This is a genomic window from Pararhizobium arenae (genome assembly GCF_001931685.1).
Taxonomy (GTDB): Bacteria; Pseudomonadota; Alphaproteobacteria; order Rhizobiales; family Rhizobiaceae; genus Pararhizobium; species Pararhizobium arenae.
Genome location: NZ_MOOY01000005.1, coordinates 160711 through 183405 on the forward strand (window position 1 = coordinate 160711; position 22695 = coordinate 183405).

15 protein-coding genes and 1 tRNA gene are annotated in these 22695 nt (G+C 60.8%); 4 read left to right on the top strand and 12 right to left on the bottom strand.

Annotation, left to right across the window (positions count from 1 at the left end; all coding sequences use genetic code 11):
- The 9 genes from glgC to BLX89_RS12565 form a co-directional block, all read right to left on the bottom strand.
- Nucleotides 1-1260, bottom strand: coding sequence for a glucose-1-phosphate adenylyltransferase (glgC, locus tag BLX89_RS12525; RefSeq protein ID WP_075291253.1), 1260 nt, complete (start codon nucleotides 1258-1260; stop codon nucleotides 1-3).
- 99 nt (nucleotides 1261-1359) lie between these two features.
- Entirely contained in the window at nucleotides 1360-3558 is a 2199-nt protein-coding gene (gene glgB, locus BLX89_RS12530; protein ID WP_075291254.1) for a 1,4-alpha-glucan branching protein GlgB, read from the bottom strand.
- Nucleotides 3555-6020, bottom strand: coding sequence for a glycogen/starch/alpha-glucan phosphorylase (locus tag BLX89_RS12535; RefSeq protein WP_075291255.1), 2466 nt, complete (start codon nucleotides 6018-6020; stop codon nucleotides 3555-3557). Before BLX89_RS12535 ends, glgB begins: the two co-directional genes overlap by 4 nt.
- A gap of 238 nt (nucleotides 6021-6258) precedes the next feature.
- A complete protein-coding gene (locus tag BLX89_RS12540) occupies nucleotides 6259-7479 on the bottom strand; it encodes a vWA domain-containing protein (RefSeq protein WP_075291256.1) in 1221 nt (406 codons plus the stop codon).
- A gap of 173 nt (nucleotides 7480-7652) precedes the next feature.
- Entirely contained in the window at nucleotides 7653-8531 is an 879-nt protein-coding gene (locus BLX89_RS12545; protein WP_075291257.1) for a transglutaminase family protein, read from the bottom strand.
- 61 nt (nucleotides 8532-8592) lie between these two features.
- Nucleotides 8593-11007: a circularly permuted type 2 ATP-grasp protein gene (locus tag BLX89_RS12550; protein ID WP_075291258.1), complete on the bottom strand. Its 2415-nt coding sequence runs from the start codon at nucleotides 11005-11007 to the stop codon at nucleotides 8593-8595.
- Nucleotides 11008-11012: 5 nt separating this feature from the next.
- Nucleotides 11013-14345 carry a transglutaminase family protein gene (locus BLX89_RS12555; protein ID WP_075291259.1) on the bottom strand — a complete coding sequence of 1111 codons (3333 nt, stop codon included), beginning with the start codon at nucleotides 14343-14345 and terminating at the stop codon, nucleotides 11013-11015.
- Between the two features lie 185 nt (nucleotides 14346-14530).
- Nucleotides 14531-15301, bottom strand: a complete 771-nt coding sequence (locus BLX89_RS12560) for a VOC family protein (protein ID WP_083637512.1) — start codon at nucleotides 15299-15301, stop codon at nucleotides 14531-14533.
- Nucleotides 15302-15419: 118 nt separating this feature from the next.
- Complete coding sequence (locus tag BLX89_RS12565; protein ID WP_198935149.1) at nucleotides 15420-16148, bottom strand: DUF899 domain-containing protein; 729 nt, start codon at nucleotides 16146-16148, stop codon at nucleotides 15420-15422.
- Between the two features lie 74 nt (nucleotides 16149-16222).
- On the opposite strand from BLX89_RS12565, the gene BLX89_RS12570 reads away from it, so the two are divergent.
- The 4 genes from BLX89_RS12570 (at nucleotide 16223) to BLX89_RS12585 (ending at nucleotide 19626) form a co-directional block, all read left to right on the top strand.
- Entirely contained in the window at nucleotides 16223-16669 is a 447-nt protein-coding gene (locus BLX89_RS12570) for a MarR family winged helix-turn-helix transcriptional regulator (protein WP_075291262.1), read from the top strand.
- A gap of 53 nt (nucleotides 16670-16722) precedes the next feature.
- Nucleotides 16723-17130 (top strand): VOC family protein, encoded by a 408-nt coding sequence (locus tag BLX89_RS12575; protein WP_075291263.1) that lies wholly within the window; start codon nucleotides 16723-16725, stop codon nucleotides 17128-17130.
- A 176-nt stretch (nucleotides 17131-17306) separates the two neighbouring features.
- A complete protein-coding gene (locus tag BLX89_RS12580; protein ID WP_075291264.1) occupies nucleotides 17307-18281 on the top strand; it encodes an alpha/beta hydrolase in 975 nt (324 codons plus the stop codon).
- A 142-nt stretch (nucleotides 18282-18423) separates the two neighbouring features.
- On the top strand, nucleotides 18424-19626 hold the full coding sequence (locus BLX89_RS12585; RefSeq protein ID WP_075291265.1) for an OpgC family protein: 1203 nt from the start codon (nucleotides 18424-18426) through the stop codon (nucleotides 19624-19626).
- A gap of 68 nt (nucleotides 19627-19694) precedes the next feature.
- On the opposite strand, the gene ilvD is transcribed toward BLX89_RS12585, so the two are convergent.
- The 3 genes from ilvD to cpdR1 form a co-directional block, all read right to left on the bottom strand.
- Complete coding sequence (gene ilvD / locus BLX89_RS12590) at nucleotides 19695-21539, bottom strand: dihydroxy-acid dehydratase (protein WP_075291266.1); 1845 nt, start codon at nucleotides 21537-21539, stop codon at nucleotides 19695-19697.
- 469 nt (nucleotides 21540-22008) lie between these two features.
- Nucleotides 22009-22083, bottom strand: a tRNA-Val gene (locus tag BLX89_RS12595).
- A gap of 107 nt (nucleotides 22084-22190) precedes the next feature.
- Nucleotides 22191-22553, bottom strand: coding sequence for a response regulator CpdR1 (gene cpdR1 / locus BLX89_RS12600; RefSeq protein ID WP_056324737.1), 363 nt, complete (start codon nucleotides 22551-22553; stop codon nucleotides 22191-22193).
- Nucleotides 22554-22695 lie beyond the last annotated feature (142 nt).

The following is a 22695-nucleotide window of genomic DNA, read 5'->3' on the forward strand; positions in this document are numbered from 1 at the left end:
CTACATGCCCAGCTTGTCGATCATTGCCTGCGTGATCAGGCATATGCCGCCTTCGGAACGGCGGAAGCGTTTGGCGTCGAACTCGGGGTCGTCACCCACGACCAAGCCCTCCGGAATGACGACGCGGGCATCGATGACGACGTTCTTGAGCTGGGCATGGCGGCCAATGCGTACGTTCGGCAGGATGACGGCATTTTCCAGCCGCGAGAAGGAGTTCACGCGAACGCCGGTAAACAGCATGCTTCTGTTGAGCGACGCACCGGAAATGATGCAGTCGCCTGAGACCAGCGAGGACGTCGCCGAGCCGCGCCGGTTTTCGTCGTCATGAACGAATTTTGCCGGCGGCTTGATTTCGGCAAACGTCCAGATGGGCCAGGTGCTGTCGTAGATGTCGAGTTCCGGCGTCACATGCGTCAGGTCGATGTTGGCCTGCCAGTAGGCATCGATCGTTCCAACGTCGCGCCAGTAGGCTTCGCGTTCGAAATCGGAGCGCACGCAGGATTCGCTGAACCGGTGCGCGACGGCTTTGCCGTTCTGGACGATGTAGGGAATGATGTCCTTGCCGAAATCGCGGCTGGAGGATGGGTCGGCGGCATCGCGGCGCAGCAGGTCCATCAGGAACTTGGTGTGGAACACGTAGATGCCCATCGACGCAAGCGCCATGGTCGGATTGCCGGGAATACCCGGCGGATCGGCGGGTTTCTCGACGAACGCAATGATCTGGTCCTTGTCGTCGACATGCATGACGCCGAAGCCGGTGGCTTCCATGCGGGGCACTTCGAGGCAGCCGATGGTGACGTCAGCGCCGGAATCGACGTGCTGCTGCAGCATCAATTCATAGTCCATCTTGTAGATATGGTCGCCTGCAAGGATCACCATGTACTCGACGCCATGATCCTCGATAATGTCGATGTTCTGGTAGACGGCGTCGGCCGTGCCTTCATACCACTGCGTTTCCGAAACGCGCTGGGAGGCCGGCAAAACGTCGAAACTCTCGTTTCGTTCGGGGCGCAGGAAGTTCCAGCCGCGCTGCAGATGACGGATCAGCGAGTGCGCTTTGTACTGCGTCGCCACACCGATGCGGCGGATACCCGAATTGAGCGCGTTGGAGAGCGCGAAATCGATGATGCGCGCCTTGCCGCCGAAATAGACGGCGGGCTTTGCGCGCCGGTCGGTCAGTTCCTTCAGGCGGCTTCCCCGGCCCCCTGCGAGAACATAGGCCATGGCATCACGGGCAAGCGGCTGCGATCTTTTTTCCATTGGTTTCCTCCCGAAAATTATCCCCGAGCGCTGGCCCCTTGGGTCGGGCCATTGCTCTATTATTGCTCTTCTTCAAATCCCGCCCGGATCGGGTGGGTGTCAGTCCTGCTCAAGTATGAGTGTTGCAAGCGGCGGCAAGGTGATCGAGGCAGCAATTGCGCCCGAACCACGCCTGATCGCCTTCACGGCTCCTCCATTGCCCTTTCCCGATCCGCCGTAGATTTCGGCATCGCTGTTGAGGATTTCCCTCCATCGCCCTTCGACCGGCAGCGGCACATTGTAGTTTTCGCGGTAGACCGGGGTGAAGTTGCAGACGACGGCGATCAGCTTTTCGCCCGGTGCCTTGCGCAGCCACGCAAAGACCGAATTGTCGCGGTCGTCGGCGATCAGCCACTCGAACCCCTCGCCCTCGCAGTCCCGTGCATGCAGAGCCGCCTTGTTGCGATAGGTGCCGTTCAGGTCGCGGATCAGCCGGCGGATGCCCTCGTGCATCGGGTATTCGAGCAGGTTCCAGTCGAGGGAGCGCTCTTCCGACCATTCCCGCCACTGGGCGAATTCCTGCCCCATGAACAGCAGCTTCTTGCCGGGATAGGCCCACATGAAGCTGTAATAGGCGCGAAGGTTGGCAAATTTCTGCCAGTCGTCGCCGGCCATCTTGGCGATCAGCGAGCCTTTCCCGTGCACCACTTCGTCATGGGAGAGCGGCAGAACGAAGTTTTCCGAGAAGGCGTAGATCAGGCCGAAAGTGAGATCGTTGTGGTGATGCTTGCGGTGAATGGGCTCACGCGAAAAATACTGCAGCGTGTCGTGCATGAAGCCCATGTTCCACTTGAAGCCGAAGCCGAGCCCGCCTTCATGCACGGGGGCGGAAACCTTCGGCCAGGAGGTGGATTCTTCCGCAATCGTCAGGATACCGGGATGGCTGCCATAGACCTCGCGGTTCATCGCCTGCAAAAAACGCACGGCATCTAGGTTTTCGTTGCCGCCATATTCGTTCGGCACCCATTCGCCGTGTTTTCGCGAATAGTCGAGATAAAGCATGGAGGCGACGGCATCGACGCGCAGGCCGTCGAGGTGGAATTTTTCGGCCCAATAGAGCGCATTGTTTATGAGGTAGGAAAACACCTCGGCCCGGCCGAAATTGTAGATCGCGGTGTTCCAGTCGGGGTGGAAGCCCTGCCGCGGATCCTCGTGTTCGTAGAGCGCGGTGCCGTCGAACCAGCGCAGCCCGTGCGCATCGGTCGGGAAATGGGCCGGCACCCAGTCGAGAATGACGCCAATGCCGACCTTGTGGGCGCCATTGACGAAGCGGGCAAAGCCTTCCGGCTCGCCGAAGCGGGCGGTCGGTGCGTAAAGGCCGGTCGTCTGGTATCCCCAGGAGGGATCGAAGGGGTACTCGGAGATCGGCAGGAACTCGATATGGGTGAATCCCATATCGACGCAGTAGGGGATCAGCCGCGAGGCAAGCTCGTCCCAGGTCAGCATCTCGCCGCTGTCGCTCTTCTGCCAGGAGGCGGCATGCACCTCATAGATCGAGATCGGCTGGCGGCGGGCATCGGTGCTCGCCCAATGCGCGCGGTGAGCCTCGTCTTCCCATGTCTGGTCGATTTCAGCCGTGGTCATCGAGGCGTTTTTCGGGCGCAGTTCGGAACGACGGGCAAACGGGTCTGCCTTCAACGGAAGCAGTTCGCCGTGCTTGCCGATGATCTCGTATTTGTAGATGGCGCCCGGCTCGATGCCCGGTAGGAAGATCTCCCAGATGCCGGTATCGCGGCGCAGCCGCATCACATGGCGGCGACCATCCCAGCCGTTGAAATCGCCGACGACGGAAACGCGCTGGGCGTTCGGTGCCCAGACGGCGAAATGAAAACCATCGGCACCTTCATGAGAGAGCGGGTGCGCGCCCATCTTGTCGAAGAGCCGCAGATGCGAACCCTCGCGGATGTAATAGTCGTCCATCGGGCCGAGCACCGGACCGAAACTGTAGGGATCGACGATCACCCATTCGCCACCCTCGTTGCGGGCGCGGTAACGAACAGGCTGCTGCTTGCGGATCGCGACCGTTCCCTGGAAAAAGCCGGCATCATCCAGCCTTTCCAGTGTGCCGATCGGCTTTCCGGCAAGCGTCTCGGCTGTCACGGTTTCTGCGCCGGGAATGATGCAGGTGGCAACGAATTCCTTGCCCGCCGCATGCACGCCAAGAACCGCGAAGGGATCTCCGTGGGTCCCCGCCAGAAGAGCCGCCATCTCCTCCGCAGCCGGTTTGCGCTGCATGGCGTCTTTCTGAGCTGAGGTCATCCGGCTCTCCAAATTTCCCCGGCATACTGCCGGATTGTGCGGTCGGAGGAGAACCATCCCATCCGTGCCGTGTTGCGGACCGTCTTCGAATACCAGCTGCCGGTATCCGTCCACAGCGTATCGATTTCGCGCTGGGCTTTGGCATAGGCATCGAAATCGGCGGCGACCATAAACCAGTCGTGGTTATAGATGCCGTCGATCAGGCCGGTGAAGCGATTGCGATCGTCGGGCGAGAACACGCCGGAGGCGATTGCCTGCAGCGCCTGCGCAAGCTCGCGCGACTGCTCGATGATGGCGCGTGGGTTGTGGCCTTCCGCGCGCACCTTGGTCACTTCTTCTGCCGTCATTCCGAAAATCTTGATGTTCTCTTCCCCGACCCAATCGCGCATCTCGACGTTTGCGCCGTCGAGCGTGCCGATCGTCAATGCACCGTTCAACGCAAACTTCATGTTCCCGGTTCCCGAGGCTTCCATGCCGGCGGTCGAAATCTGCTCGGAAAGGTCGGCGGCGGGGACTATGATTTCGGCCAGCGAGACGTTGTAGTTCGGAACGAACACCACCTTCAGCAGGCCCCGCACGGCCGGGTCGTTGTTGATGACCTTGGCGACGTCGTTGGCGAGTTTGATGATCAGCTTGGCATTGTGATAGCTCGGCGCCGCCTTGCCGGCGAAGAGCTTTACGCGCGGCACCCAGTCCCGTTCCGGTTGCGACCGGATCTGGTCGTACAGGGCCACGGCCTCAATGATATTGAGCAGCTGGCGCTTGTATTCGTGAATGCGCTTGATCTGGATGTCGAACATTGCCGACGGATCGAGGCGGATACCCATGCGGGACTGCACGAGCTGAGCCAGCTTCACCTTGTTGCTGCGCTTGATGGCGGCGAATTTCTCCTGGAAATCCTTGTTGTCGGCATAAGGATCGAGCGCCTGCAGCGCTTCGGCATTGTCCATGAACTCGTCGCCGATGGATTCGCGGATCAGGTTGAACAGGTCCGGGTTGCACTGCATCAGCCAGCGGCGTGGGGTGATGCCGTTGGTCTTGTTGTTGATGCGCGTCGGGTAGAGCTTGTGGAGGTCGGCGAACACCGTCTCCTTCATCAGCTCGGTATGAAGAGCCGAAACGCCGTTGATCGAGTGCGAGCCGACAAAGGCGAGGTTGCCCATGCGCACCCGCCGTTCGCCGCTTTCGTCGATCAGCGATATGCTGCGCACTTCCGCGTCGTTCAGACCCTTTTCCTTGCGGGCTTCGCGCAGGATCTTGGCGTTGATCGCATAGACGATCTGCATGTGGCGTGGCAGCAGCCGTTCGAAGAGCGGCACCGGCCAGGTTTCCAGCGCTTCCGGCAAAAGCGTGTGGTTGGTATAGGCAAAGGTGTGGCGGGTGATGTCCCACGCGGTTTCGAAATCAAGGCCGTGGATATCCGTCAACAGGCGAACAAGCTCGGAAACCGAAACAGCGGGATGGGTGTCGTTCAGTTGGATCGCCACCTTGTCTGGAAGCGAGGTGAAATCCGGGTATTGCTGCAGGTGGCGCCGCAGGATGTCCTGAAGCGAGGCGGACGAGAAGAAGAATTCCTGGCGCAGGCGCAATTCCTGTCCGGCAGGCGTGGCATCGGCCGGGTAAAGCACACGGGCAAGGCTCTCCGCTTTGTTGCTTTCGCGCAGAGCGCCGATGTGGTCGCCGGCGTTGAAGGCATCGAGCAGGATCGGATCGATCGGATAGGCCGTCCACAGGCGCAGGGTGTTGGTGCGCTTGCCGCGCCATCCGACAACGGGAGTGTCGCAGGCGGTCGCGATCACGCGGTCGGCCGGCTTCCAGACGTAGCGGGTGACTTCCTCGTCGATATTGACGGTTTCCACCGAGCCGCCGAAGCCGATTTCATAAGAGCTTTCGCGGCGCTCGAACTCCCACGGATTGCCGTGGGCGAGCCAGGTTTCCGGCAGTTCCACCTGCCAGCCATCCGCCATCTGCTGGCGGAAAAGCCCGTGTACGTAACGGATGCCGTAGCCATAGGCCGGGATATCGACGGTTGCCATCGATTCCATGAAACAGGCGGCGAGACGACCGAGGCCGCCGTTACCAAGCGCCGCATCCGGCTCAAGCCCGGCGATGACATTGATATCGACGCCGAAGGAGGCGAGCGCGTCGCGCAGTTCTTCCATCAGGCCGATATTGGTAACCGCGTCGCGCATCAGGCGGCCGATCAGAAATTCCAGCGATAGATAATAGACGCGCTTGGCGTTGGTCGCATAAACCTGCCGGGTCGATTCCATCCAGTTGTCGGTAATCCGGTCACGAATGACGAGGATTGCCGCTGTCAGCCAGTCGTGCGGCTTGGCGACTTTCGGGTCCTTGCCGATGCGGTAGGTCAGGCGTTCGATGATTTCATTGGCGAGAATGCCGGGATTGGAAGCTCGGGGTGCGGCGTGGGGGATTGCCTCATTGACCGTACGGTTCACCATGAAGAGATTGATCCTTCTCTGTGGTGTTTCGGGAAACCGGAGGCGAACGCCCACGGAGCATATGAGCAATTTATGCACCGATGCGAAGCGCTTGCAATAAATGTTTTCAAGGGGATGAAATTTCTACCGCGATCACTTTCGAAGGCGGTATGGAGGCCTGTCCGTTAGCCGTATCGCCAATGAAAAACCGCCCCGGAAGGTCGGAGCGGTTCGCGATCTGAGATCTTTTTTTTGGCGATTACTGAGTCAGGCGAACCATCTGCTGGGAGGCCTTTTCGCCGATATATTTGAAAGCTTCGGTGAGTTCAGCGGCATTTTCTGCGGCAAAGTAATGATCCGACGAAGATGCACAGTATGTCAGAAGCTTCTTGCCGCGGCTCGGCGCCATGAAAGCCACGCTGTAGACCTGAATGCCTGCCGCTTTTGCCTCATCGCAGGATTTTTTCGTGGCATTGTCGGACTGGTCGCCGGAGCTGCTCGTGGACTTGTTGTTGTAATAGTTGTTTTCGCCGTCGGTCATGAAGACGATGTATTTGGTCGGCACCTGGCCATTCTTGTTCTTGTGCTTGGCCTCTTCGCTGGAAGACGACGTGAGCGTGTAAGCCTTTGCGAAAGCGCCACTGGAATCTGTGCTTCCGCTTGCCGGCAGAGCGTTCACATAGCTCAGGACACTGCTGACACCCCAGTCAAGGGGAAGCGGCGACATCATCTTGGAGCTATAGGAAACGGCGCCCGTGCGCACCAGCGTACCGGTCGGGTCGGCGGTGTGTAGTTGCGTCAGCAGATCGGCGGTCGCCAGCTTCAGGGCGGCGATCTTGGACAGGTAATTGTAGGTCGTGCAGGTCTTCTTGCCGCAAGTGTAGGTACTGCTCGGATTGCTCGGGTCGAGGGTCGAGGTCATGCTCGCCATCGAGCCGGACTGGTCCAGAACCAGATACATGGAGAGCGCGTTCTTTGCTTCCGTCGAGGCTTCGCTCTTGCTGTGGGAACTCACGGCGGCCGTCTTCTGGCCGATGATCTGCGTGAGCGGGTTGAGCCCGACGGAAAACTTGGTCGTGACGTCGACGGAGAAGCTCTTGCTGTTGCCGAGCCCTGCGGTCTCCTTGATGTCGACAACGGTGTTCGCCGCGAAGTCTTCCGCCAGTGCCTTGGCTTCTTCTTCGCTCATGCCCGACGACTGCCAGTTGTACATCTGGGCCTTCAGGTAATTGGCAGCGAGAAGCTTGGCATCCGCTATCGACATCTCCTTGTTGACCAGGGCGGACGATGCGGCAAGGGCCGCCGAGTCCGTCGCATCCTGCAGGTGGTTCTTGGCCATGATCAGATTGGTTGCGTCGACGGCGACGCCACCCGTGGCAAGAATGATCGGCAAGGCGATGGCCGCCATGATGCCAAAATTGCCCTTGCGGTCTGCAAGTACGCGACGCCCGGTCGCTTTGATCTTCGATTGCTTCAACATCACGTCCACCCACGGAAATCATTGCCGATGGGCGGACACTAACAGGCGAAACTTACGGTCTCGTTTTCGACTTTGCTAAAATTTTAGACTGTTGTCCGCAGGCCCCGGAAAAGCTTGCCTTTCAACCGGATGCACCTGTCTGAAAACGGGACGGCGCGCTGTATCATTTTCGGTCAGACGACCGGCAGCACGTCGACGGCCTGTTCCGTTTCATGGGATCCGTAGCTTTTCAGGACGCCGATCACCGGTGCAACATCGCTGTAGTCGCGACCATGCCCGACGACGATATGATCAGCGCCGGCAAAAATATTGTTTGTCGGGTCGAGTTCCATCCATCCGTCCGCGCGTCCGCACCAGAAGCGGACCCAGGCATGCATCGCGTCGGCCCCTTCGAGGCGCTCCTTTCCCGGCGGCGGGATGGTGCGCAGGAAACCGCTGACATAGCCGGCGGGGATGCCGAGGCTGCGCAACGCGGTGATCATCACATGGGCGAAATCCTGGCAGACGCCGCGCTTCAGCCTGAAGGCCTCCTTCGGCGGCGTATCGACCGTGGTCGCCTTGGCGTCGTAGGTGAAGTCCCGGTGGATACGCTCGCAGATCGCCCGGGCGATCTGGCGGATCGTCATGTCGGGCTTGACGATCGACGCCGCATAGGCGGCAATCGACGGGTCGTCCGGAAGCAGCGGGCTCTGGCCCAGGAAATGGTGCGGAGAATCGGGAGCAATCGACCAGACATTGACGATCTCGGGCGGGAAATCGGCAAGTTTCGGGGAGAAATCCGCGGTCATGGGCTGCGGATCGAGCTGGACGCGGGCCTGCATGCGAATGACCAGCTTGTCGTGGGCGGAGCGAAAAGTGATCGACGTCGTCGGGTTGGCAAAGAAGTCGATGTTGTCGCTGCGCTCTTCGGGGTTCGGCGCGAAGCTCACGGAACCGGCTATGAGCCGCTGACGATCCGGCAGCGAAACCGGCAGTACCCTTACGACGTGACGCCCGCCCGAGGCCGGCACTTCATAGGCGTAGGTGATCTTGAGATTGATATCGTAGAGCATGGGCGCCTTGAGGCTCTTTCGAGGTTTGTCCGTAACCCGCAGCGGACAAGCCTGGATATGATCAGTTGAGATAGGTCTGGGCAAGGATATCGGAAAATCTTTCCAGCTCCTGTTCCAGTCGCTTGTACACCGCCGCGTTCATGCCATCCGGCGTCATCACCGCAAGGCCGGCATGCAGGCGCATGGCCTCGCGGTAGAACGACGACATCTGGCCGTTGCCATAGGCGTTCGGCAGTTGTTCAACCTCCGTCTTTATCTCGTTGAGCTGATAGAGAACCGAGCGCGGGTTTAGAGGATCGAGCGCCAGCAGGTCGGTGACGGTCAGCGCGGCCGTATTGACGTTGTAGCGCCGCCTGTGGGTCATAACGCTGTCGCCGATTTCAAGCAGCATGTCGTAGGCGCCGTCAGGCGTGTCTTCACCCGTCATATGGCCGAGCAGCCGGGTCATGTGCAGGCCGCGTTCCAGGTAGCGGCCAATCGAAAGGAAGCGCCAGCCGGTGAAGCGATACATGTTTTCATGCACCAGGCCGGCAAAGCCCGCGAGCTTGCGCAGCAGCACAGTCATCGCGTGGGTGGCGTCGTCGCCCACCTCGACGGTCGCCTGAAACTTGCGCGCCGTCTTGGCGAGATCGTTCAGCGCCAGCCAGCCATCGGCGGAAAAGCGATCGCGGATGTTGCCGGCGCTGAAGAGCGCGCTGTTGATGTTGGCGATCAGGCTGTCGGGCACCGCCTGCTTGGTGTCGATATCCAGGGCGGAGAGATAGGTCGAGACATCCTTCAAGAGCGGCATGTTCGGGTCCGCGGTCTCCGCGAACCGGCCGTTCCAGGCGCGCAGGATGCGCAATGCCCCTTCCGCCCGCTCGATGTAGCGGCCCAGCCAGAAGAGATTGTCCGCTGCGCGGCTCGGCAGGCTGCCGGGCATGGTGCGGATGAAGCTTTCCTCGGGCGGAAGCAGCGACGTGCGTTCCACGGGGCGATTGCTGACGATCCAGACGTCGGCTGCGGAACCACCGGCTTGCATCGCGATTGCGGCTGCGTTGGCGCCGCTGCCGATCCGGGCGAAACCGCCCGGCATGACCTGCCAGCCTTCGCGGGTGCGGGCAACATAGACACGAAGGCTCATCGGCCGCGGCACCAGCTTGCCGTTGATCCAGGCGGGCGTCGTCGACAGTGTCACCGCTTCCTGACCGACAAGCTTTGCGCCGTCCGTTTTCAGCCAGTCGGCCACCGAAAGCTTGGCGGTGTCGCGCAGCGACGAACCCAGAACCGATTGTCCGTTGTCGTCGAAGAAGGGGCGGGTGGAATAGGCTGGGCCGATCACCATTTTCTCGATGTTGCCCATCACATGGTCGCGCTCGGGCTGCTGCCCGCACCACCAGGTGGCGATGCTCGGCAGGAGCAGGTCTTCGCCCAGGAGTTGGCGACAGATCACCGGCATGAAAGCGAGGAAGGCGCGGGTTTCCAGAATGCCGGATCCAAGCGCGTTGACGATCGTCACGGAGCCGGCGCGCAGGGCCTCGACCAGTCCCGGCGTTCCGATATGGGAGCGCTGGTTGAGCTCCAGCGGATCGGCGAAGGCGGCATCGAGGCGGCGCCAGAGAACGCCGACCGGCTTCAGGCCGGCGACGGTGCGCACCATTACCCGGTCGTCAACCACCGTCAGATCTTCGCCTTCGAGCAGCATGAAGCCGAGGTAGCGGGCGATATAGGCGTGCTCGAAATAGGTTTCGTTGGCAAGGCCCGGCGTCAGGACGGCGATACGGTCGTCAGGGTGTCGCTTGCGCGATTGCAGCATGTCCCGGAAGGCGCCGAAAAAGCCCGCAAGCCTGTGCACATGGGTTTCGGCGTAGAGATCGGAAAAGGCGCGCGTCGTCGCAACCCGGTTTTCGAGCGCGAAGCCGGCGCCGGAGGGCGCTTCGGTGCGATCGGACAGCACCCACCAGTTACCGTCCGGCCCGCGGCCGATCTCGAAGGAGCAGAAATGCAGGAAGTGATCGTCGGCCGGTTTGACGCCGACCATGGGGCGCAGAAATTCCGGATTGGCCCCCACCAGAGAGGGCGGAACGACGCCTTCGGATACGAGACGGTTAGGTCCGTAGATATCGGCCGCCAGCTTTTCCAGGAGATCGGCCCGCTGTACGAGCCCGGCGCTCAGATTTGCCCATTCGTCCTCGTCGATCAGGACCGGTACATGGGAGAGGGGCCAGCTTCGCTCCGAACTTTCCTTGCTGCCATAGGCACGGTAAAAGACGCCGGCATCGCGCAGGTAGCGGTCGGCGCGGGCAAAGCGGTTGGAAAGTTCGGTCTCGTCCATACGGCCGATGCTGGCGAGCAGGTGCTGCCAGACGGAGCGCACGTTTCCGTGGATATCGACCATCTCGTCGGCAATGCCGGGCAAGGCCCGATAGCCGAAAACCGGATCGTCCGTGATCCGGTTTTCCTGTGTTGCCGCTTCGCTGGTCTTCGTCTTTGCCATTCTGTCTATAACCCTGCCGGACGCCTGAGGTCGAGCGTCAGGGGAAACTCCTGCGATGGGGTCTCGGGGGTGAGGAGATAGCCGCCGGGAGTATGTCCCCAGGGCTCGAAACGCGCCAGTCTGCGGGCTTCGGCCTCGTTGCCGTTGACCGGAAACGTGTCGTAACTGCGTCCGCCCGGATGGGCAACATGGTAGATGCAGCCGCCGATCGAACGCTTCGACCATGTATCATAGATATCGAATGTAAGTGGCGTATTAACGGGAAGAACCGGATGCAGACCGGATGCCGGCTGCCACGCCTTGTAACGCACGCCGGCCACCGCGACGCCCGACATGCCGGCCGGCTTCAGCGGAACGGGACGGCCGTTGCACGCGACCGTGTAGCGCTCGGGGTTGGCGGTTTCCAGCCTGACCTGCAGGCGCTCGACCGAACTGTCGACATACCGCACCGTGCCGCCCACCGCGCCCTGTTCGCCCATGACATGCCAGGGTTCCAGCGCCTGACGCAGCTCGAGCTTGGCGCCCTCGTATTCCACTTCGCCGCAGAACGGAAAACGGAACTCGAGCTGAGCTTCGAACCATTCGGACCGGATGTCAAAACCGTTGCTCCTCAGGTCGGCAAGCACGTCGAGAAAATCCTGCCAGACGTAATGCGGCAGCATGAACCGATCATGCAGGGTCGTGCCCCAGCGCACGAGGCCGCCATCGGCGGGGTTCTGCCAGAAACGGGCGATGAGGGCGCGCACCAGCAGTTGCTGGGCAAGGCTCATGCGGGCATTCGGTGGCATCTCGAAGCCGCGGAATTCGACGAGGCCAAGACGACCGGTCGGGCCATCCGGCGAAAACAGCTTGTCGATGCAGATTTCCGAGCGGTGGGTGTTGCCGGTCACGTCGGTCAGGAGATTTCGGAACAGCCGGTCCACCATCCACGGCAGCGGCGCCTGCGCCATGCCGGGCAGCGGCACCTGCGCCATGGCGATTTCCATTTCGTAAAGCGTGTCGTGGCGCGCTTCGTCGATGCGCGGTGCCTGGCTGGTCGGGCCAATGAACATGCCGGAGAAGAGGTAGGACAGGGAGGGATGACGCTGCCAGTGCAGGATCAGGCTTTTCAGCAGATCAGGACGACGCAGGAAGGGGCTGTTGTTGGGGTTGTTGCTACCTACAACCACATGGTTGCCGCCGCCGGTGCCGGTGTGGCGTCCATCGATCATGAACTTGTCGGCGCCAAGCCGTGTCTGACGGGCCTCCTCATAGATCGCGGTTGTGATCTCCACGCAATCCTTCCAGTTGGAGGCGGGGTGGATATTGACCTCGATCACGCCGGGGTCTGGAGCGACACGCATGACGTTGATGCGTTCGTCCTGTGGCGGCGAATAGCCTTCGATATGGATCGGCAACCCCAGGTCCGATGCGGCCTTTTCTGCGGCGGCGATCAGGTCGAGATAGTCCTCCACCCGCTCGACGGGCGGCATGAAGACGCAAAGCCGCCCGTCGCGCGGCTCGACGCTCAACGCCGTGCGCACCGCGCCGCGAATATCGGCGTTTGCGGCTTCAAGCACCTGCTCGACGCGCTTCTGGCGCTCTTCCGCAGCGGCCTTTCGCGATGCTTCAGCCAATGCACGCGCCGGCGCGCCGTAATCGGGCAATTCTTCCCGCTCGATCGATGGGTCGGCCTCGTGGATATAGGGATATTGCGATGGTGGCACATAGGGCAGGGTGCCAAGCGGCATGCGAAAGCCGATCGGGCTATCGCCTGGGATCAGAAAGATCTTGCCGCGTCGCGTGCGCCATTTTTCGGAAATCCATTTCTGGCCGCCGGCTCGCGCATTCCACGCCTGGACGGGGAGAATATAGCCGGTGGGTGTCGTTAGTCCCCGTTCGAAGACCTTGGCGATCCGGGCGCGTTCTTCCGGACTTTCGAGTTTGGAATTGGACGGATCGACGTTTTCGGGAAGGCTGCCTTCCTTGATGATCCACTCGGCGGGATCCTCGAAGGCGGGAATGATCATGTCATTCTGAATTTCGAGTTCGGCGGCAATGCCGGCGATCAGGGCCTCCGCCTCCTTGGCGGTCACACGGGTATCCTTGCCCTCGGCGGCGATCAGCTCCGGATTATGCCAGATCGGCTTGCCGTCCTTGCGCCAGTAAAGCGAGAAGGTCCAGCGCGGCAGGCTTTCGCCGGGATACCATTTGCCCTGGCCGTAATGCAGGAAACCACCGGGCGCGAAGCGGTCGCGCAGGCGGCGAATGAGCTTGTCGGCCATTTCGCGCTTGGTCGGGCCCACGGCATCGGTGTTCCATTCGCCGGATTCGAAATCGTCGATGGAAACGAATGTCGGCTCCCCGCCCATGGTGAGGCGGACATCGGCGCCGTTCAGAACCTGGTCGACATGATCGCCCAGCGCATTTAGCGCTTCCCAGCTTTCGTCCGAAAACGGCTTGGTGATGCGCGGATGTTCGGCCACGCGCGAGACCGTCATGTCGAAGGCGAAGGTGGTGTTGACATCGCCGTAGAGCCCGCCGGTAATCGGAGCGGCGTTTCCGTAGTGCGGCGTTGCGGCGAGCGGAATATGACTTTCGCCCGTCAGAAGGCCGGAGGTCGGGTCGAGGCCAATCCACCCGGCGCCGGGGATGTAGACTTCGCACCACGCATGCAGATCTGTGAAATCGACCTCGGTGCCGGAAGGCCCGTCGAGCGCCTTGAGATCAGGCGCGAGCTGGATGAGATAGCCCGAGACGAAGCGGGCGGCCAGCCCGAGATGCCGGAGAATCTGCACGAGAAGCCAGCTGGAATCGCGGCAGGAGCCGAGCGCCAGCGTCAGCGTCTGCTCCGGGGTCTGCACGCCGGGCTCCATGCGGATCACGTAGTTGACCGCCTGCTGCAGGCGGGCGTTCAGGCCAACCACGAAATCCACGGTTCGTTGCGGGGTGCGGTCGATCTGATCAAGATAGGCTTGCAGGGCAGGGCCGGCTGGCTCGGCCTTCATGTAGATTTTCAGGTCGTCCCTGATCTCTTCCGCATAGTCGAACGGCCACGTCTCCGCCTCCTCTTCCACGAAGAAGTCGAAGGGATTGTACACCGTCATGTCTGCGACGAGATCGACTTCGATCTTCAGTTCGGAGACGGGATCGGGAAAGACGTAGCGGGCGAGGTAGTTGCCGTAGGGATCCTGCTGCAACGTCACGAAATGATCGGAAGGCGAAACCCGCAGCGAGTGGCTGATAACCTTGGTCTTGGAATGGGCTGCAGGCTTGAGCCGGATGATCTGCGGCCCGAGACGGACCGGTTTGTCATACTGATAATGGGTGAGATGATAGATCGCAGCCTTGATTGCCATGCAGTTCTTTACCCCTCGGGACGGTCTTTGCCGTCATTTTCGCAAGTTTGTGCAATGCGAAGAGAGATTGCAAGGCTCGAATTCCCCGTGCCGCAAATGCGGTAGTATAGCCGTCGCAGGCGGGACAGGACGTTGCCGGACGGCTGAGGCGGGCCGCCCGGCAGATCGGTAGCAAGCGTGGGGACCTATCGCTTGGGAGCTACCAATGCAAAAAAGGCACCCTGGGGATCGGTGCCCTGCACGACCCAGGCGCCACCCGGCACTTCCATCGGGCCGTTGACGACCGTGCCGCCGGCCGAATGGATGCGCTCGATGGCGGCATCGATTGCCTCGACGTTGATATAGAAGCTCCAATAGGGCGGCGCGGGGATCGAAGCGAACTTTGTCATCATGCCGCCGAACGCGGCCTCGCCCGTGCCGAAAAGCTGGTAGATGCCCATCGGCCCCATGTCCATGGCTTCGAACTTGATCCAGTTGAACAGCTTGGAATAGAAGGCGAAGGCGGTATCGAGGTCGCCGGCCATCAGCTCGTGCCAGCCGATGAAGCCCGGCGTTCCCATCGGGGCCGTCGGCGGCATGTCGCCATCCGTTCCGCGAAACAGCGCAAAGACGCCGCCATGTGGATCGGTGACGACCGCGAAGCGTCCGACGCCCGGAATATCGTCCGGCGCGCGGTGCACCGTGCCGCCATTGGCCGCGACATCCGCTGCAGCGGCATCAACATCGTGCACAGCAATATAGCCCAGCCATGCCGGCGGGATGTTCATGTCGAGCGCGCTCTGAGGCATTGTCATCAGGCCGGCGACCTGCTCGCCGCTCGGGGCCGTAAAGAGAGTGTAGTCGGCTCCAGGCATGCCGGAATCTTTCGATCCCCATCCGGTCACCGTCGTATAGAAGGCATCAGCCCCCTTCGTGTCGGTCGTCATCAGTTCGTACCATACGAAGTTCCCGTGCATATCCGGCATTCTGCTCTCCTCAATCTTCGCTTTGAAAGGACGTGAAAGACCACGGCGGCGAACAAGCATCCGCCGCCTTGTTATCGATTGTGTGACGTGCTGATGGTGGCCGAGGCGCTCAGGCGCAGCAGGATTGCGTCTTGGCCGGCTGCTCGTATTCGTCGTGGCGCTTCACGAAGCTCAGGGTCGAGGTTTCGTTCCGGCCTTTCGGTGCGCGGTCAAGGATCATCAGCGTGCTGAGGATCTCTTCGCCGCCGCGGGCATAGTCCGAATAGGTGTGATAGATCGCGCCATCGGTGTCCTTGTAGAAGGCGCTCATGCCCGGCAGCTCGTCATGGGCGTCTTCGCTCGGGGTCTCGCGGAAATTGTAGAAGACCTTGCCGCTTTCCAGTTCCTCCTTGGTGAAGGAGACGTTGTAGTCGGAGTTGAAGTCGCTGCCGTAGGATGACACCCACGGGAAATCCCAGCCCATGCGCTTCTTGTAGGCCTCGATCTTGTCGAGCGGCGCGCGTGCAACGATCACCAGCGAAACATCGTGATTGTTGAGGTGGACGAGGGCGCCGCCGAGATGGTCGGCAAGGAAGGAGCAGCCGGGGCAGCCGGCATCCCAGTCCGGGCCGAACATGAAGTGATAGATCATCAGCTGGCTGCGGCCTTCGAAAAGGTCTGCCAGCGTCTTCTTGCCCGTGGGGCTGTCGAATGTGTAGGCCTTGTCGATCTTCACCCACGGCATGGCCTGCCGTTCGGCGCGAATCTTGTCGCGAAGGCGCGTTTCCTCCTTCTCGACGGCCAGAAGACTGCGCCGTGCTTCAAGCCACTCCTCGCGCGATACAACCGGATTGCTCAACATCGGTCATTCCTCCTCAGAAATCACGTTTCGTTCCCGTTGACTGAAAAGGTTGATATCAACATTATTCGGCCATGTCAAAGCATATCGTAATCCCGTTCGAGACCACGCTTCACGTTCGAGACACCTGCCTGTGTCTGCATGTGCAGCGCGCGGCGCGAGCCTTGGCGCGCAAATTCGACGATGCGCTGCGCCCGCTCGACCTCACCAATGGCCAGTTTTCCCTGCTGATGTCCCTCAATCGACCGGAGCCGCCGCCGATGGCGCCTGTCGCCCATCTTCTCGCCATGGATCGCACGACATTGACGGCGGCGCTGAAGCCTCTGGAGAAGCGCGGTCTCGTCGTTGTTCTCGTCGATCACGCCGATCGCCGCCAGCGCCGCATGAAGCTGACGCCTGCCGGGCATCTTCTGCTGTCGCAAGCTTTGCCGATCTGGAAGAAGACCCATGCGGAGGTCGATGCGGGCCTCGGCGAGGGCGTGCCCGCGCGCTTGCGCAACGACCTCATGGCCTTGGCCTGACCATTTTTCCCCGATCAAATAGAACGAGCAACAACAGCAGGAGGAGACTGCCCATGCGCATGATTTTTGTGAACCTTCCGGTCAAGGACGTCGCGCGATCGAAGGCGTTCTTTTCAGGCCTGGGATTGGGGTTCAGTTTCAACGACGAATATTCCGACGAATCGACCGCCTGCATGGTCATCGAGCAGAACATCTACGTGATGCTCATGCACGAAGATCGCTTCAAGGGATTTCTCAAGGGAGAGGTCAGCGACACCTCGAAGGGAACGGAAGTCCTGACATGCCTTTCGGTATCGAGCCGGAAGGACGTGGACGACACGCTCGCCAAGGCGCTGGAACTGGGCGGCAAGCCCTGGCTGCCGATCATGGACTATGGCTTCATGTATGGCTGCAGCTTTCAGGATCCCGACGGCCACGTCTGGGAGCTTTCCTACATGGAGCCGCAGGCACCCCCGGCGTGATCGAAACTTCCCGCTGGAATCGCGGGCGGCTTCTTCGGCAACTTCAGCGACATGGCGAGAATTAGGGATATGGACCAAGCTCCGGGTGCCTTGATCCAAAGGGCTTTGGACTGCTAGTTTCGCGACGAACCCGGCTGCACCTTTGCAAAACACCTTGCCTTGGAGACACTTGCCTCATGCACCGGCCAAAGCCCCTGCTTGCTTTCCTGATGATCCTGCTTCTGCCCTGCTTCGCCTTGGCCGGAGAATTGCGGGACGCGACGTTCAAAAGCCCGACCCTCGGCGCGGACCTGAATGTCAATGTCTACATCCCCGATGGCCGCCCGCCGCTGGAGGGCTGGCCGGTGCTGTATCTCCTGCATGGTCATGGCGGAAACCAGAACAGCTGGCGCGATCTCGGCAAGATCCAGCCGACTTTGGACCGCATGATCGCCAACCGCACGATCAAGCCGCTGGTGGTGGTCATGCCGGCTGCGAAAAACAGCTGGTATGTCGATTCCGGTCCTGCCGGCGGCCCCGGCGATTACGAAACCGCAATCACGGTCGATCTCCGCAAGCAGATCGAGGCAACGCTGCCGGTACGCCAGGATCGGGACGGTCGCGCCATCGCCGGTCTGTCCATGGGCGGCTACGGCGCCTTACGTCTCGCCTACAGCCATCCCGACCTCTATGATTCCGTCGCCAGCATGTCGGGCGCCATCTGGCACAACATCCCGGAAACCGAGCTTTCCAAGACCCCCGCGGACCTCAAGCTCATTCACGACAATATGTTCTTCCACAAGGTCAATCCCGAGACGATCCTTGCCGGCATCGTGCTGCCCTCGGTCGGCGATCATTTCTCCGGGTCCTTCGGCACGCCGTTCAATGCGCGCATCTTCAACGAGAAGAACATCTTCACCATCGCCGCGCGCCGTCTGGGCAAGGGCGGCTCCCTGCCGCCGACCTATCTGACCTGCGGCGACGATGACGGTTTCCGCCTCTGGCGCGGCGCGATCGCGCTCTACGATATGCTGCAGGCCCACGGCCGCACCGCCGAGTTGCGCCTGACCGATGGCGATCATCACTGGAGCGTGTGGCGCAGCGAAATTGCAAATGTGCTAAAGTTTATCGACAAACAGTTGGCAACGGGCGAGATTATGGCGAAACAGTGACGCCATTTCCGAGTATTACAGTTTTGTGACACTAATATAATCGGCATTTCAATTGGAAATGCCGAAAGTAACCCGTTCATTGCCGGTTCATCCAGGCGCTCTACCCTTTATACGGTTAAAAAACCGCCGATGGGATGGTGCTATGAAACGCTATGAAATCATGGATGGCATGCGAGGTTACTTCCTCGTTTTCATGCTGATCAACCATCTCGTCTTCACCGGCGGGTACTGGTTGTTGTTCGCCAATCACAACCAGCTCGCCTTCGTGGAAGATGCCCAGGGCTTCGTGTTCCTGTCGGGCCTGCTCGTTGGCATGGTCTATAGCCGCAAAATGATGAAGGACGGCTACTTCGCCGGCAGCGAGAAGGTAACCGCTCGTGCCTTCGAGCTTTATCGTTATGCGATGGGTATCGTCATTGCAGTGCTTGCCGTGGCACTGGTGCTGCCGAACGCGCCGCAGGCCTGGTTCAACTGGATCGGTTCGACGAATTTCGACGATCCGATGCGTCTTGCCGCCGTCGCGACCTTCCTGTTCCAGCCGACGTTCATGGATATCCTGCCGCAATATGTCGTCTACATGCTGTTTGCGCCGCCGGTGATCTGGCTCTGCCTGAAAGGACGCTGGGCAGAAGTCATGACCGTGTCGCTGCTCCTGTGGCTTGCGGGCCAGCTCGGGCTCCAGCGCCTCGTCACCGATCCGGTCAATAGCTGGATCATGGGGCCGGACAAGGAAGGCATCCGTGTCAGCTTCAACCTGCTCGGCTGGCAGATCGTGTTCTTCTCCGGCCTCGTTCTGGGGGTGTTGACCTCAGCAAACAAGATTGAGTGGGATAAAGTCTTCGATCCACAGAAGACCTTTTTCCCCAAGGTTGCGGCTGCCGTTCTTCTGTTCTTCCTGCCGCTTCGTATTCTGACCGCGCATGACCTGATGCCCGAAGCCGTGCTTGCCAAGTTCGCGACGATGGAAGTCCGTGCCGATTTCGGCCCTGTCTATCTGCTGAGCTTCCCGGCCGCAGCTTTCCTCGTCACCTGGCTGATCGTGGCGGGCCCGAAGCACAGCCATGTTGCGGTCCGGAAGGCCGCCGCCGTCCTGCACTGGGTCTTTACCCTCGGCTTCCTGCGCCTGCTCGGTCGCCACTCGCTGCACGTCTATGTCTGGCACGTCGCGATCGTCTACGGCGTCTATTACATCGACCAGCAGACGCCCATCTTCAGTCAGTTGGAAAAGACGCTGATCGCGCTTTTCGCGGTAGCGACCCTTGCACTTCCGGCGCTGTGGCGCGAGCGGGACAAGTGGCTCAGCAAGCCGCCGCAGAAGGCAACGTTGCCCGCCGGCGGCAACTGAGACCAAGGCTCGATAGAAAAGACCGCATCTGGCGCCAGATGCGGTCTTTTCATTTGGGGACTTGGCGATCAGCCGAAATCGCCCAGATCGCGAACGGCGCCGCGGTCGGCGGAGGTCGCGAAAGCGGCATAGGCTTTGAGTGCCGTGGTGACCTTGCGCTTGCGTTGCTCGACCGGCTTCCAGCCCTTGGCATCCTGCTCGGCACGACGGGCGGCGATTTCCTCTTCGGAAACGCGCAGGCTGATCGTGCGGTTCGGGATATCGATATCGATCATGTCGCCTTCCCGCACGAGACCGATCACGCCGCCATTGGCGGCTTCCGGCGAAACGTGACCGATCGAAAGGCCCGAGGTGCCGCCCGAGAAGCGTCCGTCGGTGATCAGCGCGCAGGCCTTGCCGAGGCCCTTGGACTTCAGGTAGCTCGTCGGATAGAGCATTTCCTGCATGCCGGGGCCGCCCTTCGGGCCTTCGTAGCGGATGACGACGACGTCGCCGGCTTTGACCTCATTGGCAAGGATCGCCTTGACCGAGGCGTCCTGGCTTTCGAAGACGCGGGCCGGGCCGGAAAACTTCAGGATCGATTCGTCCACACCGGCCGTCTTCACGATGCAGCCGTTGATCGCGATGTTGCCCTTGAGGACGGCGAGACCGCCATCCTTGGAGAACGGGTGCTGGGCATCGCGGATGACGCCTTTTTCGCGGTCGATATCGAGTTCCTTCCAGCGCGCGTTCTGGCTGAAGGCGACCTGGGTCGGGATGCCGCCCGGCGCGGCGCTGAAGAGTTCGAAGGCGGCCGGATTGTCGGTCACCGCAATGTCCCATTTGGCAAGCGCGTCGCCCAGCGTCTTGGCGTGGACGGTCGGCAGATCGCGGTTGATCAGGCCGGCGCGATCGAGCTCGCCGAGGATCGCCATGATGCCGCCGGCGCGGTGCACGTCTTCCATATGCACGTCGGCCTTGGCCGGCGCGACCTTCGAAAGGCACGGCACCTTGCGCGACAGGCGGTCGATGTCGTCCATGGTAAAATCGACTTCGCCTTCGTGGGCGGCGGCAAGAATGTGCAGAACGGTGTTGGTCGAGCCGCCCATCGCGATATCGAGCGCCATCGCGTTCTCGAAGGCGCCCTTCGAGGCGATGGTGCGCGGCAGCGCGGTCACGTCTTCGGCTTCGTAGTAGCGCTTGGTCAGGCCGACGATATCGCGGCCGGCCTGCCGAAACAGCTTTTCGCGATCGGCATGGGTCGCAAGCGTCGAGCCGTTGCCGGGCAGGGAAAGTCCCAGCGCTTCGGTCAGACAGTTCATCGAGTTTGCCGTGAACATGCCGGAGCAGGAGCCGCAGGTGGGGCAGGCGGAGCGTTCGATGACCTTGACGTCCTCGTCGCTCACCTTGTCGTCGGCGGCGGCAACCATCGCATCGACGAGATCGAGCGCATGGGTCTTGCCGTCGGAGAGCACCACCTTGCCGGCTTCCATCGGGCCGCCGGAAACGAAGATGACCGGGATATTGAGACGCAGCGCCGCCATCAGCATGCCGGGCGTGATTTTGTCGCAGTTCGAAATGCAGACCATGGCGTCGGCGCAGTGGGCGTTGACCATGTATTCGACGCTGTCGGCGATGATTTCGCGCGACGGCAGCGAATAGAGCATGCCGTCATGGCCCATGGCGATGCCGTCATCGACAGCGATCGTGTTGAATTCCTTGGCGACGCCGCCATTGGCTTCGATTTCGCCTGCAACAAGCTGGCCAAGGTCCTTCAGGTGGACGTGGCCGGGCACGAACTGGGTAAACGAGTTCACCACCGCGATAATCGGCTTGCCAAAGTCTCCGTCCTTCATGCCCGTCGCGCGCCACAGGCCGCGCGCGCCGGCCATGTTGCGGCCGTGGGTGGTGGTTCGGGAGCGATAGGCTGGCATGGTCGTCTTCCTTGAACGTCAACGAGGGATTTTTCGGGCGATCCCTTGATCGCGAGCGCTGGTCAATACCGCAAAACCGCGGGGCCGTCACTGTCACTGAAACGATATTTGGTTCGGTTGGCCGCGATCGGCTGAATTATTTCGGCGGAGGACCGCTGTTGCCTTTCGGCACCTGTCATTCAGCGAGAGCCTGATTTGAGGCAAAATCATGTCGCTTACCCCCATTTGGGGGATGCGGGAAAAGCTGAATTCGGTTTCAGTCATGCGGCCAGACACTTTGCTAGGCTGGCTTATTTCAGTACCAAGACCTTTATCAAAGCCCCCTCTTCAAGCCACGGAAGAGGGGCTTTTTTATTCGGGAGCACTGATTTGGAAAGCGGCAGGGTAGCGTTCAATTGATAGGGTGACGCTTCTGATCTCCACACATCAAAAAGGCCTCTCGATCACTCGAAAGGCCTTATAAACTGGATGGTGGGCGTGACAGGGATTGAACCTGTGACCCCTACGATGTCAACGTAGTGCTCTCCCGCTGAGCTACACGCCCATCCGATGTCGGCGCATAGACCACAAAACCCTTTCCGGCGTCAATAGGCTTTGTTGCGCTTTTTGACAGGAAATTTCGAAGTCTTCGCGAGCCCTTGTTTTACAGGCTCAGGCCGCCAGCATCTTGTTCACTTCATCGACGAGGTCGCGAAGGTGGAAGGGCTTGGAGAGGACCTTGGCGTCCTTCGGGGCCTTCGAATCGGGGTTGAGCGCAACAGCGGCAAAGCCGGTGATGAACATCACCTTCAGGTCCGGGTCGAGTTCGGTGGCGCGGCGCGCCAGTTCGATGCCGTCCATTTCGGGCATGACGATGTCGGTCAGCAGCAGCGAGAAGGGCTCTTCGCGCAGACGGTCGTAGGCGCTGGCGCCATTGTCGAAGGACTGCACCTTGTAGCCGGCCTTTTCGAGGGCCTTGACCAGAAAGCGGCGCATGTCGTTGTCGTCTTCGGCGAGAAGGATTTTGGGATTCATGTAATTAAGCCGTTGCTTGTAGCGTCGAGATATCAGGATGCGCGGTTGCACCATGAAACCGCTGTTGGGTAAATATCCGGTGAAGAGCAGGCGTCAAGCCTCGCGCAACCGGCAAGGCGCAACTATGGACACAGTTGCCGTC